This is a genomic window from Mesorhizobium tamadayense, assembly GCF_003863365.1.
Taxonomy (GTDB): domain Bacteria; phylum Pseudomonadota; class Alphaproteobacteria; order Rhizobiales; family Rhizobiaceae; genus Mesorhizobium; species Mesorhizobium tamadayense.
Map to the genome: position 1 here is coordinate 36,592 of NZ_RQXT01000051.1, position 14,343 is coordinate 50,934.

The window sequence follows — 14,343 nt, forward strand, 5'->3', positions numbered from 1 at the left end:
GTCCGGAGGTCAGGACGCCTTGCGGCCAGCGGCCTTTTCATCGCTGTTCGATGCGTGGTGCTCGGTGCTTGTTTCGGTGGCATTGCCGCGAATTGCCCGCGACAGGGTCTCGGCTTTCCAGGCCCGCACCTTGTCGAGCGCTGCCTCGCGATGCAGCAGCCGGTAGCGGTCGAGGAACAGCCGGATTGCCTGCGGATGCGGGAACTCGCCGGGATAGACCGCGACCGCGATCAGGAAGGCCCTGTCCTCGCTGAGGTCGAGCGCCTTGAGCGCCGCAAGCAGCGCCGCGTAGCCCGACCGCTCGGTGACCGAGCGGGCCGTGGCAAAATCGATATCGAGTGCATCGGCAAGCGCTGTCTGGAAGAAGGCGGCGTTGCCGGTCAGCGCCGTCTCGCGCAGCTTCACATAGGTCGGCTGGCCGAGGAACAGGTTGACGGCGGCACCTTGACCGGCGGGGCGCATTATCGAGCGCAGGCGGCGCCGCGCGTTTTCCTCGGCCACGCCGGGGTCCGGGCGGCTGTCTTGCGTCGTGGGAGCGGGTTCCGGTTTTGCCGGCGCGAGCTTTGTTACCGTCTCCGGTGGCCGCGTCTTGACCAACGTCGGCTTCTCCAGCGCGCGGATCAGGTGGGCGATGGTCGCATTGAGTTCCTTGCGGCGCGCGATCGCGCGCGCGTGCGGCAGGCCATGGCGACCGATCAGCGCGATGAGGTCGATGTCGCTCAGCGCCTTCGAGCGAGTGAGCAGCGGCGCCGCGGTCTCGACCGGTTCCTCGGCCAGCCGCCGCACCAGCGCGGCCGGCGCGTATTCGCATTCGGAAAGGGCGGCGGCGACGTAGCGGCGGGATTCGACCGACACCTCGTCGAACAGCGGCAGCGTCAGATCCTCGAGCTGGGCGATCTCGCGGCGCGACGGGCGCGTCAGCGAGCAGAACGCCGACACGGCGGCGCGGAACAGCCTTTCGGCTTTTCCCGCTTCGGTGCGGCTAGCGATGTGCCTGAAATCCGAAGAAGACACGGAGGATACGCCCGATACTCGATACAGACCCTGGGCCCGCGCAATCCGGCCGGGCCGGTTTCGCGTCTCCAGGGAACAAAGATCAAATTAGCCGCGATCCGTTAGCGCTCCGTTAACCCTCTACGCTCCTTAATCAATTTTGGAGGCGTTGCGTTGTGCTCCGGGAAAACCGAGAGGAATGCGCGAACCATGGGCATGGTCCTGTCTTTTGTGCCGAGAACGGCACCGGTCAATCGAGTAACCCACGACACCGACACGGCGGCGGCGGTCATCATCTTCCCCGGCATCCGCTACGAGCAGCGGCCGAAGGCCGGCGCGGGGCGCCAGGACGCCCCGGACAAGCCGGGGTCGCCGCAGCCGCCAGTGCCGCATCACTGACCTTGCTCCTCAGTAGTCCTGCAGCTCGCAGGCGCTCTGTTCGAGAAAGCGCGACACGATCGGCTTCCAGCTGTCGTCCGGCACGAAGGCGCGGACGACGACGATGCCTTCCTCGATGGGCGCCTCGACGAAGATCGCGCCCTGGAGCTCCTCCGGAAGATCGCGCCGCACGTCGATCATCTGCGCTGGCGTCAGCACCACCGCATCGAGCTTCTCGCTGTTCGCGTTGTGGTCGTTGAAGGAATAGATGTTGTGGCCGCTGCGGTCGTAGACGGAAGCCGACCAGAACGGCACGTCGCCCGGCGCCCGGATCCGCACCAGTCCGTCGGCGAGATCGAAGCGGCAGGCGGCCGCGTAGAACATGGGGTCGACCGACTTCACCACCGGCGCGCCGCCGGCCTCGGCGTCCAACCGCTTCATCTTGTAGAGGTCGGAGGCCATCGCCAGCCGCGACCAGGCATCGCGCTCGGAAAATTCCGGCACCAGGAACAGCACCGCGATATGCACGATGCCGGCGCCGAGCAGGCCGAGGATGAGGGCATGCAGCAGGCTACGCATGGCAGCCGGCCTTCAGGATACGCGGCAGCGTCACGTCGGAAAGCCCGGTGCTGCTCGCGATCGGCGTGTCGTAGAAGGTCAGCACGAAATACATCTTGCCGAAGCCGCCGGTGAGCAGCCAGTTGCCGGGCGCGGGGCGGTCGCCGACGGTGATGACGACCGAATTGTCGGGCCGGCGCAGCACGTCGTAGGATTGCAGCGCCGCCTGTCTCGCCTTGCCGGTGTCGATGACGCCGAGCGACTTGTCGGCGGCATAAAGCGTCCAGAACCGGGCCGTCGGATAGCCGCCCTCGATCGTGTAGGCGCATTCTCGCTTGAGCGGCGCGCCGGATTCGTCGCGCTCGGCGATGAAGGACAGCCCCTCCGCCCGGCCGAGCGCCAGCACGCCCTCGCGCGCCACGCGGGCCTTGGAATAGGGGTCGGCGTCCTGGGTGCCGATTTCGGGAAAGGCGGTCCATTGGCCGATGCGGATCGCGCCGACGCCATCCTGCGCGTTGAGCGCGTACCAGACGCTGCCGCCGCCAAGGCTGATGGCCATGGCAAGCGAAAGCAGCGTGAGGAAGGCGGTCTTGAGCATGAAGGGCCGGAACTGAGGAGGTTGTTCGGGATATCGCGGCGCGGGGTGGCGTGGCAAGCCGGCTTGGAAAAGCGTGTCTCCCGAAAGTGGGAACCGGTTTCGGGACAAAGACATGCTGAGGATCAAATCTAAAGCGCAGACAGGGTCTCTGGCAGGGTGGGTGCGTCGAGCACGGGTGCTGACTGGAACACCTTGGTCATGTCCCTCAGCGTCTGGGTGGTGCGGCCGGAGAGCACCGGCGGGCGCTCGGCCTCCGCCTGCGCGGCCGCATCTGCGGCCTCCTTCTTCGCGGCCTCCTCGGCCTTGGCCGCGACCACCGGATCGACCCATGGATGATCGAGACCAGGGATCGGCTTCAAGTCGATGTTCTGGTGCGCATAGACCATCAGGCGCTGCCACACCATCGCCGGCAGCGAGCCGCCGGTCATTTTGTTGGTCGGCGTGAAGTCGTCATTGCCCAGCCACACGGCGGCCGTGTAATTGCCGGTGAAGCCGACGAACCAGGCGTCGCGGTAGGATTGGGTGGTGCCGGTCTTGCCGGCGACGACGATGTTGGGAAGCTGGGCGCGCCGTGCCGTGCCGATCACCGGCACAGCCGCCAGCATGGTGTTCATGTATTTCAGCGCCTGTTCCGACAGCACGCGATGCGGCGGCGGCGCGTCCTTGGTCCAGTCATAGACCACATCGCCGGTGCGGGTGACGAGCTGGGTGATGCCGTGCCTGGAGCCGACGAAACCGTTCTGCGCAAAGACGCTGTAGCCCGTCGCCTGATCCATCACCGTCATGCCCGATGTGCCGAGCACCATAGTCTTGTGCGATTCCAGCGGCGATTCCACGCCCATCGATTCGGCCATCGCCTTGATCGGGCCGATGCCGAGATGGTCCTTGGCGAGCCGCACCGGCACGGTGTTGATCGACTTGGCGATCGCCGTGAGCAGCGTGACATTGCCGGCCGATCCGCCGCTGTAGTTGTGCGGTGACCAACTGCCCCAGCTGATCGCGCCGCCGGAAACCACCGAATCTGGCGTGAAGCCGTGCTCCATCGCAGTGGCGTAGACATAGGGCTTGAACGACGACCCGGTCTGGCGCAGCGCCTTGGTGGCGCGGTTGAACTGACTGGTACCATAGTCGCGGCCGCCGACGATGGCGCGCACCGCGCCGTTGGTCTCGATCACCACCACCGCACCCTCGGTGACGTTGTATTCCTTGCCGAACTGGCGAAGGTGGAACTCGACCGACTCCTCCGCCGCCTTCTGGATGTTGGCGTCGAAGGTGGTGTGGGCAACCAGCGAGTGCTGGCCTGGCTTGGCGATCTTCTTGACCTCGTCGAAGGCCCAGTCGAGGAAATAGTCGGGGCTCTTCTGCTCGCCGCGGTCGACGACGTTGGCCGGGTGCAGCCGCGCCTGCAGCACCTGGCCCTCGGTCATGAAGCCGGAATCGACGAGGTTGGAGAGCACCACATTGGCGCGCGCGCGCGCCGCCGGCAGGTTGATGTGCGGGGCGTATTTGGTCGGCGCCTTGAACAGGCCGGCAAGCATTGCCGCTTCGGCAAGGTTCAGGTCCTTGACGCTCTTGCCGAAATAGAAATCCGCCGCCGCCTCGATGCCGAACGTGCCGCCGCCCATATAGGCGCGGTCGAGATAGAGCTGCAGGATCTCCTTCTTGGAGAGGTTGGCCTCCAGCCATAGCGAGAGAAAAGCTTCCTTGATCTTGCGCTCCAAGGTGCGCTCGTTGGACAGGAACAGGTTCTTGGCGAGCTGCTGGGTGATGCTGGAGCCACCCTGGACCACCGAATTGGCCCGCACATTCTCGAAGATCGCGCGCGACAGGCCGAGCACGTCGATGCCGTAATGGTCGAAGAAACGCCGGTCCTCGGTCGCCAGCACCGCCTTGATGACGATGTCCGGCATCTCGTCGACCGGCACGGAATCGCGCTGGATGATGCCGCGTTGGCCGATCTCGTTGCCGTAGCGGTCGAGGAAGGTGACGGCGAAGTCGCCCTGGTTGCGCCAGTCGCCGCCGGTGATCTCGAAGGCCGGCATGGCCAGCGCCAACAGCACCACGAAGCCGCCGGCGCCCATGGTGAAGCACTCGCTCAACACCTCGATGATGGCGCGCCGCCAGCCATGCAGGCGAAAACGACGGCAAAAGATGGTTGCCGCTTCCCAGAATTCGCGCGCCTTGAAGCTGATCTCATAAAGCGAGGAATCGAACAACGCGTCGACGGCAAGAGCCACAGAGGCGATCCGGCCTCTTCTCTTGCGTGGTTTTGAAGGACCTGCCATTCCAGACTTCCGCCCCAGCGCGCTTTCGCCCGAAAACAGCATGCGGGCAGTTTCAGGGTGGCACCCTGTCAAACTATTCGACCATTTTATCACCGCTCACAAGGGCAGCGAAGCCACAGCGCAAGCTTTGTTGAATGGAAGCGCATCGGCGGTGAACGGCCTGAAAGCGCGTTGCGATCTTCCAGATTCGCTCCTGCGCTTTAGGTCTTTGATCTTACGCATGTCTTTGTCCCGAGACCGGTTCCCACTTTTGGGAGACATGCTTTGTGATATCACCGCGCCGCGATGAAGCGCATGAAATGCGCCACATCCGCTTCGGTCGGCTCCTGGCCGGTGAAGGAGCGCAGATAGGCGGCGAGATGGCTGACCCGGGCCTCGACCGGTTCCTTGAGGTCGAGCACGTAGTAACCGATCTGCATGTAGTAGAGGACGCGGGCGCGAATGAAGGCGTCCTCGTCGTCATAGCCGTGCCGGCGATACATGTCGCGGATGGCGGTGAGACGCTCGTCGTCGGCCTGGTCGATCATCCGCCGCACGTCAGGCGAGCGCCTGGCCCATTCGCGCACGGCGAAATCGAGCCTCGGGTCGAACAGGCGCTCGTCGGCCCAGCATTCGAACACGTTCATCACACCCATGATGATGGTATCGGACGGGCGCCGGGCGCGCTCGACGATCGCGGTGGTGTTGGTGTCGTGCCAATGCTTGAGCAACTGGTCGAGCAAGTCCTGCCGGCTTTCGAAATACCAATAGAAGCTTGAGCGCGACACACCGAGCTTCTGCCCGAGCGTGAGCACGCGCACGCTCTCGATACCGTCCGAAATCAGCGTCTCAAGCGCCAGTTTGATCCAGTCCGAGCGCGTGACCTTGATGTTGCCGGGAACCGGTTCGGCCTGGGGAGCGGTCATGATCATGGCCGCACAATAGGCATGGCGCGAAGTGGCGCGCAAGCGACCTGTACACTTGTGTCTAGACACTCATGTACAGACTGTGTATCGTAAGGGCCTCCAACGAGAGGGAGAGGCTCGTGAAGTCGCATTACCGGGCAGTCGTCATCGGGGGAGGCGTGGTCGGCGCCTCGGCGCTCTACCATCTCACGCGCTTCGGCTGGAGCGACGTGGCGCTCATCGAGCGCGCCGAGCTGACGGCCGGCTCGACCTGGCACGCGGCTGCCGGCTTCCATGCGCTCAACGCCGATCCCAATGTCGCGGCGCTGCAGGACTACACGATAAAACTCTATCGCGAGATCGAGGCCGAATCCGGCCAGAATGCCGGGCTGCACATGACCGGCGGCGTCAACATGGCAAGCGATCCGCAGCGCTGGGAATGGCTGAAATCGGCCTGGGCGGTGTTCCAGTCGGTCGGCATCGAGACGGCCCGCCTGGTGACGCCTGAGGACATCAAGGAGATCTGCCCGATCGTCGATGTCAGCGACGTGCTGGGCGGCCTCTACGATTCCAACGAGGGCCATCTCGACCCCTACGGCACGACGCACGCCTACGCGGGCGCGGCGAAGAAGCGCGGCGCCGATGTGATCCTGCGCAACCGCGTCGTCGAGCTGAAGCCGCGTGCCGACGGCGGTTGGGACGTCATCACCGAGAAGGGCACGATCATCGCCGAGCATGTCGTCAACGCGGGCGGCCTCTGGGCCAAGCAGGTAGGCCTCATGGCCGGCGTCGACCTGCCGGTGACGCCGATGGAGCATCATTACTTCGTCACAGAGGACATTCCCGAAGTCGCCGCCCTCGACAAGGAGCTCGGCCTAGCGGTTGACCTCGACGGCTTCTCCTATCTGCGGCAGGAGCGCAAAGGCGTGCTGCTCGGTGTCTACGAGCAGAACCCGAAACACTGGAACATGGACGGCGCGCCCTGGGACTACGGCATCGAGCTGATCCCGGAGGACATCGACCGCATCAGCCCGGAGCTGTCAAAGGCTTATCAACGCTTCCCGTGCCTGGCGAAGGCCGGCATCCGCAAATGGGTGAACGGCGCCTTCACCTTCACGCCGGACGGCAATCCGCTGGTCGGTCCCGTCAGGGGCCTCAGCAACTACTGGGTCGCCTGCGGCGTCATGGCCGGCTTCAGCCAGGGCGGCGGCGTCGGCAAGTCGCTGGCCGAATGGATGATCTATGGCGAGCCGCAGGCCGACATCTTCGGCATGGACATCGCCCGCTATGGCGCCTTCGCCGCCAACCGTGAGTATCTGCGGCAGACGACGGGCCAGTTCTATGCCCGCCGCTTCGTCATGACCTTCCCCAACGAACGCCTGCCGGCGGGCCGGCCGCTGAAGCGTCCAGGCGCCTATGACGGCATGAGCGCCGCCGGCGCCGAGTGGACGGCATCCTGGGGCCTGGAGATTCCGGCCTATTTCGCGCCGATGGGTTTTCGCGAGGAGACGACCCTGAAGCGCTCCAACGCCTTCGATATCGTCGGCGACGAGGCCCTGCGGGTCCGTCGCGCCGCCGGCCTTGTCGATACGACGGCTTTTTCGCGCTACGCGGTGTCAGGCCCGGGCGCCGAGGCTTGGCTCGACAGGCTGCTCGCATGCGGGCGGCCGAAGCCGGGCCGCGCGAAGCTGGCCCCGATGCTTGGCCATGACGGGCGCCTGAAGGGCGACCTCACCGTGCTCAACTGGGGCGGCGACTATTGGATCATGGGCTCCTACTATTTGCGCGAGTTCCACATGCGCTGGTTCGAAGCGCATAGGACGGACGGCGTCTCCGTCGCCGACATCTCGGACACGGTGTCCGGCTTCCTTGTCACCGGACCCAACGCACGCAAGATCGTCGAACGCACGACCCATCGGGACATCTCCGCCGAAGCCCTGCCGTTCATGGCCTGCGGTGCGTTCGATATCGGCATGGTGCGCGCCCGCGTCGCCCGCCTCTCCATCGCCGGCGAGCTCGGCTTCGAGATCAACTGCCCGGCAACCCTGCATTCGACCCTGCGCGAAACGTTGCTTGCCGCCGGCGAGGATCTCGGCCTCGCCGAGATCGGCTATTACGCGCTCAATTCGCTTCGGCTGGAAAAGAGCTTCGGCATCTGGTCACGCGAGTTCACGCAAGGCTACACGCCTGGACAAACAGGGCTCGACCGCTTCATCGCCTTCGACAAGGGCGATTTCATCGGCCGCGAAGCGGCGCTCAAGGAACGCAAGGCGGGTGTCTCGCGGCGGATCGTGACGCTGGAAGTCGAGGCGGTCGACGCCGATGCCAGCGGCTTCGAGCCGGTCTGGCATAAGGGCCGGCGCGTCGGCTTCGTCACCTCGGGCGGCTATGGCTACACCGTCGGCAAGAGCGTCGCCCTGGCGTTGCTGGATGACGATTTCGCCGGGGAGGGGACGGAGCTTTCCGTACACATTGTCGGCGTCGAACGGCCGGCGCGTGTCATCGCGGCCTCGCCATATGACCCTGACGGCAACGCGATGCGGCAATAGGGAGGATTGGGCATGATTGACGAGGCCGCACGCGACCTGAGGCGCGAACGCCGCCGCGGACGCACGGGCGAGGCTGGCAGCGAGTCGAGCCGTCGTCCGAACTACCGTTCCCTGAAGAACCCGTTCCTGCCGCAACCGGTCTTCTCCGGCGACCAGGTGGCCGCGATCCACGGCACGGCACTGCGCGTGCTGGAAGAATTCGGCATCAAGGTGCTGCTGCCGGAGGCGCGCACCATTCTTGCCAATGCCGGCGCCCTCGTCGACGAGGACAGCCAGATGGTGAGGATCGGCCGCGACATGGTCGAGGCCGCACTTGCCTTGGCGCCCCGTTCGATCCCGGCCTATGGCGGCGACCGATCCCGCGACCTGATGCTCGAGCTCGGCACGATGACGTTTCTCGCCGGCTCCGGCGCGCCGAACGTCACCGATCTCGAACGCGGCCGGCGGCCGGGCACGCTTGCCGCCTTCGAGGAATTCATGAAGCTGCTGCAGCATTTCGACGTGCTGCATATGCTTGGCCCCTGCATCGAGCCGCAGGACGTCGACACCCGCTTTCGCCACTATGCCACCGGTCGGGCGCAGCTCACTTTGTCCGACAAGCTCCCCTTCGTCTTCGCGCGCGGCACGCCGCAGATCGACGACAGCTTCGAGATGGTTCGGCTGGCGCGCGGCCTCTCGGAGGATGAGTTCCGCGGTGGCGCTTACTGCTACACCGTCATCAACACCAATTCGCCGCGTCAGCTCGACATCCCGATGGCGCAGGGCATCATCGACTTTGCACGCGCCGGCCAGGTCTCGATCATCACGCCCTTCTGCCTGGCGGGGGCCATGGCGCCGATCACGGTCGCCGGCGCGCTGACGCTGCAGCATGCCGAGGCGCTGGCCGGCCTGACGCTCGCCCAGCTCGTGCGCCCGGGCGCGCCGGTGGTCTACGGCTCTTTCTCCTCCAATGTCGACATGAAGTCCGGCGCGCCGGCCTTCGGCACGCCGGAGCACATCAAGGCCACACTTGGCGCCGGCCAGCTGGCGCGCTTCACCGGCCTGCCCTGGCGCTCCGGCGGCGGCAGCGCCGCCAATATTTCCGACGCGCAAGCCGCGCACGAGACGCAGTTCGCGCTGTGGGGCTCGGTGCTGGCCGGCGCCACGGTCTGCATCCATGCCGCCGGCTGGCTGGAAGGGGGCTTGAGCGTCTCCTTCGAGAAGCTGATCACCGATATCGAGGCCCTGCAGACGGTCGCCGAGCTTTGCGTCACGACACCGGGCGACGCGGACGCCATCGGCTTCGAGGCCATCGCCGAAGTGCAGCCCGGCGGCCATTTCTTCTCGGCGGCCCACACCATGGCGCGCTACCGCACCGCCTTCTACGAGCCGCTCGTCGCCGACTGGTCGAATTTCGGCAACTGGACCGCAGCCGGCGCCAGGACCGCCACCGAGCGCGCCACCGGCATCTGGAAGCGGATCCTTTCCGATTTCCAGCCGCCGCAATCCGCCGCCGCCACCGCCGGTGTGCTCGACGAATTCATCGCGCGCCGCACCGAAGAGGGGGGCGCGGCTCCGGTCTCGTGACCGGGATAAGCGCCCGTCACATGGGGCGCTTATCGCCGGCCTTTTGCGGGTCCTGGGATATGGCGCCGGCATCGGCTTTCCGGTGCTTGTCCGCGGCAAGGCGGCGGATGTGATCCTGGGCCATTGGAAAATATTGAAAAGTATTATTTTGCAGATCGGTTTCCAAAAGCTCGAACAGGTCCAAATATTTATGAAATTGAAATTTCCGTTGTGGATAACTATCTTAACAAGTGAATTCATTTTCGCAGCGCTAGCCGCAAAGGGAGATTTGAACGATGGCCGGAGCCAACCAAAGCATCATGGAAAAAGCCGAAGCCCGCTTCCTGGAAAAGCAGAAGAAAACAGCGGAGCAAAACAAGGCGACGGCTGAGTACCTGTCTGAGGCCAAGGCCAGGACCATCAAGACGGCAAGGCTGAGGGAGTTGCGGCTGGCCAAGGAAGAGGCCGACCGTGTTGCAGAAGCCTTGAACCCTGCACCGAAAAAGAAGCGGGTACCGCGGACGGTGAAGGCCGCCTCAACGGAGGTAAAGTCATGAGCCTTACATTTCCCAACCAAAGCCGCAGCTATGACGAGGCTGGCAGGCGAATACGCTTTGTCGGCTATGATGGCATGTTCCAGATTTCCTTCTCTGTCGCCGCGGATGCCATTTCCAGCGCACCGCCAGGAACGGCGACCGCCGAAGCCGCCTATCTGGCAGCCTTCGACACGGCTTCCGGTACCATCCATGATGTCGCCAGCAAGGCCTACGCCCGCACCCGCAAGAGCATATATGTGCTGACCGCCGCCGATTTCGGCTGATTGGGATCGTGGCGCCGTTCGATGCCGCCACGCTACCGACATGTCGACGGTGTGAGGCGCGCGGCAGAGGGCGGCGTCGTGAGCATCAAGGCAGTAGGGCAACCGCTTTGCGCGAATAGGTCGTGTCGCTGACCTGACCGAGCATGAAGGCCGCCACGTCGGCGCGCGCGAGGGTCGGCAGCAGCGATCTGGCCTGAATGCCGTTGCCGTGGCGGAACCTGCCGGTTGCGGGACCGTTGCCGAGCTTTGGCGGCCGCACGATGGTCCAGTCGAGGCTGGACTGCGCGATGAGCCTTTCCTTCGCTTCGTGATCCGCCACTTCATGGCGCAGCACGAGCGGCACGACGATGCCGCCGAGCAGCGGCCCCAATTGCCGGCGGCTGTCGCGAACGCCGAGGAAGGATTGATAGATGAGGCGGGCCGGACCGGTCAGCTGCATCGCTTCGACGATGAAGCCGATGCCCGCAATCACCGCCGCATCGTGCCTCAAAGGCACGCCGACACCGAGGCAGCTCAACACCGCGTCGTGACCGGCAATCGCGCCCTCCACCGCCTGGCGGTCGGCGACGTCTCCGATGATCACGCTCAGACGCTCGTGGCTGATGGCGAGTTTGCCAGGCGTGCGGACGAAGGCTGTCACCGTATGGCCTTCCGCCAGCGCCGCCGAGACGAGGGCGCGGCCCGTCGCGCCGGAGGCCCCAAAGATCAACACTCTCATCGTCAGCCTCCCGGTTGTCGTCAGCCCGGCCTGCGTCCGGCGAGGAAAGCGACCGGCGCTCCGGCCGGGCCTGGCAGCAGCCTTGTGTCGACATAGCCGCATTCCTCGACGAGCGCCTGTGCCGCGCCTTTCTCGAAAACCGTGCCGCCCCACATTGTGGTGCGGAAGCCGGCCAGCGCCTCTCCCAGCGCGTCCGGCCCCGGATTGACCATTGCCAGCAACAACCAGCCGTCCGCCTTCAGCGCCTCCCGGCAGCGCGGGACGATCGCCCTGACATGCGCCTCCGGAATGAAGGCGCTGGGCACGAAGGCAAGGTCGAACGTCTCTTCGATGGCGACCTCCTGGCCGAGCCCTGTGTACAGGGCGATGCGGTGCGCGAGCCCGGCCGCCCTCACGTTGGAGTGGGCCTGGGCGATCGCGTCAGCCGAAGGGTCGATGCCGACCGCCCGCAGTTCCGGCCATTCCCGCAGCATCGACACCGACAGCGCGCAGACGCCGACCCCGATGTCGAGGAAGGCGGCGCCCGGCGCCTCGAGCCTCTCCGGCAGGCCGGCAAGCTGCGGCGCGATCGAGCGCTTGAGCAGCGCCGGGAAGCCAGCGGAAACGTCGCCCAAGGCCTGCCGCAGGATGGCCGCCATGGGCTCGGCGGAAGGCGCCGACAGCACCTTGCTGCCCGACAGCAGATCGACCTTGATGCTCGCCAGCACCGGCAAAAGCTCGGCGGCGCCGGCGTCGGCAACCATGTCCGACACGCCGAGGCTGCCGAGCCGTGAATCCAGCGCGAGGCCGAGCGCCGCGAGCACGTTTACCGATGCCGCGTGCCGCGCCACCACCCTTCGCAGGCTTTCGACGTCCATGGCTTTGCTCCTCGATACGGATCGGCCGATCCTCGCGCGGGCGTCCGGGTCCGGCCATTGGCGATTTTCGTGCAAGCCTGTGCAAAACCGCACAAGCATCCGGCGCCGAGTTGGTCTAGAATAAGCCAGTGACGACAACCCGCGAACCGGACTGGAACGATCTGCGCTTCTTTCTCGCCGCCGCGCGGGCCGGACGCCGTCGGGCGCCGCGCGTGCGCTGGGCGTGCGGCACACCACGATCGGCCGGCGCCTGGCGGCCCTCGAGGCCGCGCTCGGGGTCTCGCTGGTGGTGCGCCACCCGCAAGGCGTCGAGGTGACGCCGCTTGGCCGGAGATTGCTGCCGCTCGGCGAGGACCTGGAACGCGCCATTGAGGCGATGACGGCCTTGGCCCGATCGGGTACGCGCCGGGTCAGGCTGGCGCTGCCGACCGGGTTCAGCCCCTTCTTTGCCGAGCGCATGGCGGCTTTCCGCAAGACCTGTCCCGACATCAGCCTCGAGTTGACCAGCGGCAGCCGCCGCGTCGATCTGCGGCATGGCGAGGCCGACCTGGCGGTCAGGATCGGGACCGTGGCCGATGAAACGCTGGTCGCGCGCAGGCTTTGCGTCTCAGGCTGGTCGCTCTACGCATCCCGGGCCTATCTCGATCGGCATCCAATGCCGATCGATCCACATCAACTGTCCGGGCACGAGATCATCGGCTTCCATGACAGCCTTGCGGGCGTGCCCGGCGCCCGCTGGATCGAAGCCTATGGCAAGGGCGCGACGATTGTCCTTCGCGTCGCCGAGATGACCGAGATGCTGGCGGCGGCACTAGGCGGCGCCGGGCTGGCCGTGATGCCCTGCATGCTGGCCGAGCCGGAACCGCGTATGGTACGACTCACGCCCGATATTCTCGGCAGCCACCCGGTTTCGCTTGTCTATCGCCGCGAGATCGGTGATGAGGCGCCCGTGCGCGCCGTGATCCGCTTCGTGATCGCCGTGGTCGGGGACCGTGCGGCGTTGATCGGCGGCGAGCCGCGCAGGCTTGCCGAATGCGGATCCCGGACCACGCCCGTTGATCTGGCGAAGTGAGCGCAACGCGGTTACGGTGCGCGCGAAACTGCCGGCGTGAATGGTGTTCAAGGCGTGTCAGGCGAAGGGAGAGATAGATGACGGCGCCTGGCGATTTGATGCAGGCCTTGTTCCTTCGGCTGAAGACCGATACGTCGCTGTCGGCGCTGCTGGGCGGCGCCGGGCTGCTCGAACAGCCGAACGACAAGGCGGCCTTTCCGAACGTCACCTACGGCCGCACCAGCGCCTTCGATCTGGACACCGGCGCCGACAACGACGACGACCAACTCATCACGCTGCATGTCTGGTCGAAAGCCCAAGGCGAGGCCGAGACGCGGCTCATCATGGACAGCATCAGGGCGCGCCTCGACGGCGCGGCCCTCGCCATCGGCCCGCGTGGCCAGACGCGTCTGTCGCTGGAATTCGCCGAGGCGCGCTACGACGAGGACCTGGTGGTCTATCACGGGCTGCTGCGCTTTCGCGCGCTGACGCAGGAAGGCGCCTGAGAGCGGCTAAAGTTGAGCCTGGATAGCGGCCTTGTCGATGACCGACCAGACCTCGCGAATCCGCCCGTCCTGGAATTCATAAAAGACGTTCTCGGCGAAGGAGACGCGCTTGCCATTCACCGGCAGGCCGAACAGCACGCCCTTGGGCCTGCAGTCGAAATGCAGACGGGCCGCCACCCGCGGCGGCTCTGAAACCAGAAGCTCGATGTTGAAACGCAGGTCGGGAATGGCCTGGAAATCGCCTTCCAGCATGCGGCGATAGCCCGAAAGCCCGACCGTCTCGCCGTTATATTGCACCTCTTCGCCGACGAACCGGCCGAGATTGTCCCAGTCCTGTTCGTTGAGGCAGGCGATGTAGCCTTTGTAGCGGTCGGCAAGGTCCCCACTTTTCATCGCATGCTCCTATGGTCATCGAGCGCTCTTGCCCAAGCTAGGGCAAGGCAAAAGTTCCGCATCCAAAAACCATAGCCGCGCCGGTGATTTTCCGGCTATGAATTCAGAGCTTCGGCCTGAGGGGGCTCGGCAGCAGGATCGCATCGTCTCGCGCTGGAGCAATTCCAGGAAAAGTGCGCTGCGTCCGGAATTGCGTAAAACAAATTAC

At 65.5% G+C, this 14,343-nt stretch carries 16 protein-coding genes; 7 read left to right on the forward strand and 9 right to left on the reverse strand.

The features are described from left to right. Nucleotides 1–9: 9 nt before the first annotated feature. A complete protein-coding gene (locus EH240_RS29650) occupies nt 10–1,014 on the reverse strand; it encodes a DUF2336 domain-containing protein (protein ID WP_125005233.1) in 1,005 nt (334 codons plus the stop codon). A gap of 195 nt (nt 1,015–1,209) precedes the next feature. Here EH240_RS29650 and EH240_RS29655 point away from each other — a divergent pair, with 195 nt between their 5' ends. Continuing rightward, on the forward strand, nt 1,210–1,392 hold the full coding sequence (locus EH240_RS29655) for a hypothetical protein (RefSeq protein WP_245436493.1): 183 nt from the start codon (nt 1,210–1,212) through the stop codon (nt 1,390–1,392). A 9-nt stretch (nt 1,393–1,401) separates the two neighbouring features. Here the strand turns inward: EH240_RS29655 and EH240_RS29660 are convergent, their stop codons facing one another. From EH240_RS29660 to EH240_RS29675, 4 genes are all read right to left on the reverse strand, one after another. Next, the gene (locus tag EH240_RS29660; RefSeq protein ID WP_125005237.1) at nt 1,402–1,950 is read right to left on the reverse strand and encodes a DUF1254 domain-containing protein; all 549 of its coding nucleotides are present in this window, start codon (nt 1,948–1,950) and stop codon (nt 1,402–1,404) included. Next, a complete protein-coding gene (locus EH240_RS29665; RefSeq protein ID WP_125005239.1) occupies nt 1,943–2,527 on the reverse strand; it encodes a DUF1214 domain-containing protein in 585 nt (194 codons plus the stop codon). Before EH240_RS29665 ends, EH240_RS29660 begins: the two co-directional genes overlap by 8 nt. A gap of 128 nt (nt 2,528–2,655) precedes the next feature. Beyond that, the gene (locus EH240_RS29670) at nt 2,656–4,812 is read right to left on the reverse strand and encodes a transglycosylase domain-containing protein (RefSeq protein ID WP_125005241.1); all 2,157 of its coding nucleotides are present in this window, start codon (nt 4,810–4,812) and stop codon (nt 2,656–2,658) included. A gap of 272 nt (nt 4,813–5,084) precedes the next feature. Then, nucleotides 5,085–5,723, reverse strand: a complete 639-nt coding sequence (locus EH240_RS29675; protein WP_125005243.1) for a TetR/AcrR family transcriptional regulator — start codon at nt 5,721–5,723, stop codon at nt 5,085–5,087. 113 nt (nt 5,724–5,836) lie between these two features. Here EH240_RS29675 and EH240_RS29680 point away from each other — a divergent pair, with 113 nt between their 5' ends. Next, the gene (locus tag EH240_RS29680; protein ID WP_125005245.1) at nt 5,837–8,245 is read left to right on the forward strand and encodes a GcvT family protein; all 2,409 of its coding nucleotides are present in this window, start codon (nt 5,837–5,839) and stop codon (nt 8,243–8,245) included. A gap of 12 nt (nt 8,246–8,257) precedes the next feature. Continuing rightward, nucleotides 8,258–9,811: a trimethylamine methyltransferase family protein gene (locus EH240_RS29685; protein WP_125005247.1), complete on the forward strand. Its 1,554-nt coding sequence runs from the start codon at nt 8,258–8,260 to the stop codon at nt 9,809–9,811. A gap of 16 nt (nt 9,812–9,827) precedes the next feature. Here EH240_RS29685 and EH240_RS38220 read toward each other — a convergent pair whose 3' ends face one another. Beyond that, a complete protein-coding gene (locus EH240_RS38220) occupies nt 9,828–9,995 on the reverse strand; it encodes a hypothetical protein (protein WP_167484210.1) in 168 nt (55 codons plus the stop codon). A gap of 91 nt (nt 9,996–10,086) precedes the next feature. On the opposite strand from EH240_RS38220, the gene EH240_RS29690 reads away from it, so the two are divergent. Both EH240_RS29690 and EH240_RS29695 read left to right on the forward strand, forming a co-directional pair. Then, a complete protein-coding gene (locus tag EH240_RS29690; RefSeq protein ID WP_125005249.1) occupies nt 10,087–10,347 on the forward strand; it encodes a hypothetical protein in 261 nt (86 codons plus the stop codon). Next, nucleotides 10,344–10,610 carry a DUF1488 family protein gene (locus tag EH240_RS29695; protein ID WP_125005251.1) on the forward strand — a complete coding sequence of 89 codons (267 nt, stop codon included), beginning with the start codon at nt 10,344–10,346 and terminating at the stop codon, nt 10,608–10,610. Before EH240_RS29690 ends, EH240_RS29695 begins: the two co-directional genes overlap by 4 nt. Before the next feature lie 85 nt (nt 10,611–10,695). Here the strand turns inward: EH240_RS29695 and EH240_RS29700 are convergent, their stop codons facing one another. Further along, entirely contained in the window at nt 10,696–11,328 is a 633-nt protein-coding gene (locus tag EH240_RS29700; RefSeq protein WP_167484212.1) for an NAD(P)-dependent oxidoreductase, read from the reverse strand. A 20-nt stretch (nt 11,329–11,348) separates the two neighbouring features. Beyond that, entirely contained in the window at nt 11,349–12,185 is an 837-nt protein-coding gene (locus tag EH240_RS29705; protein WP_167484213.1) for an SAM-dependent methyltransferase, read from the reverse strand. Between the two features lie 151 nt (nt 12,186–12,336). Here EH240_RS29705 and EH240_RS29710 point away from each other — a divergent pair, with 151 nt between their 5' ends. Both EH240_RS29710 and EH240_RS29715 read left to right on the forward strand, forming a co-directional pair. Continuing rightward, nucleotides 12,337–13,257 carry a LysR family transcriptional regulator gene (locus tag EH240_RS29710; protein WP_281035176.1) on the forward strand — a complete coding sequence of 307 codons (921 nt, stop codon included), beginning with the start codon at nt 12,337–12,339 and terminating at the stop codon, nt 13,255–13,257. A 77-nt stretch (nt 13,258–13,334) separates the two neighbouring features. Continuing rightward, nucleotides 13,335–13,742 (forward strand): DUF3168 domain-containing protein, encoded by a 408-nt coding sequence (locus tag EH240_RS29715; RefSeq protein ID WP_125005259.1) that lies wholly within the window; start codon nt 13,335–13,337, stop codon nt 13,740–13,742. A gap of 6 nt (nt 13,743–13,748) precedes the next feature. Here EH240_RS29715 and EH240_RS29720 read toward each other — a convergent pair whose 3' ends face one another. Beyond that, nucleotides 13,749–14,135, reverse strand: coding sequence for an ester cyclase (locus EH240_RS29720; protein WP_125005261.1), 387 nt, complete (start codon nt 14,133–14,135; stop codon nt 13,749–13,751). Between the last annotated feature and the right edge of the window lie 208 nt (nt 14,136–14,343).

Coding starts and splice junctions, on each gene's coding strand:
- EH240_RS29655 (WP_245436493.1), top strand. CDS start 1,210: ATGGTCCTGTCTTTTGTGCCGAGAACGGCACCGGTCAATCGAGTAACC.
- EH240_RS29660 (WP_125005237.1), bottom strand. CDS start 1,950: ATGCGTAGCCTGCTGCATGCCCTCATCCTCGGCCTGCTCGGCGCCGGC.
- EH240_RS29665 (WP_125005239.1), bottom strand. CDS start 2,527: ATGCTCAAGACCGCCTTCCTCACGCTGCTTTCGCTTGCCATGGCCATC.
- EH240_RS29670 (WP_125005241.1), bottom strand. CDS start 4,812: ATGGCAGGTCCTTCAAAACCACGCAAGAGAAGAGGCCGGATCGCCTCT.
- EH240_RS29675 (WP_125005243.1), bottom strand. CDS start 5,723: ATGATCATGACCGCTCCCCAGGCCGAACCGGTTCCCGGCAACATCAAG.
- EH240_RS29685 (WP_125005247.1), top strand. CDS start 8,258: ATGATTGACGAGGCCGCACGCGACCTGAGGCGCGAACGCCGCCGCGGA.
- EH240_RS29690 (WP_125005249.1), top strand. CDS start 10,087: ATGGCCGGAGCCAACCAAAGCATCATGGAAAAAGCCGAAGCCCGCTTC.
- EH240_RS29695 (WP_125005251.1), top strand. CDS start 10,344: ATGAGCCTTACATTTCCCAACCAAAGCCGCAGCTATGACGAGGCTGGC.
- EH240_RS29700 (WP_167484212.1), bottom strand. CDS start 11,328: ATGAGAGTGTTGATCTTTGGGGCCTCCGGCGCGACGGGCCGCGCCCTC.
- EH240_RS29705 (WP_167484213.1), bottom strand. CDS start 12,185: ATGGACGTCGAAAGCCTGCGAAGGGTGGTGGCGCGGCACGCGGCATCG.
- EH240_RS29715 (WP_125005259.1), top strand. CDS start 13,335: ATGACGGCGCCTGGCGATTTGATGCAGGCCTTGTTCCTTCGGCTGAAG.
- EH240_RS29720 (WP_125005261.1), bottom strand. CDS start 14,135: ATGAAAAGTGGGGACCTTGCCGACCGCTACAAAGGCTACATCGCCTGC.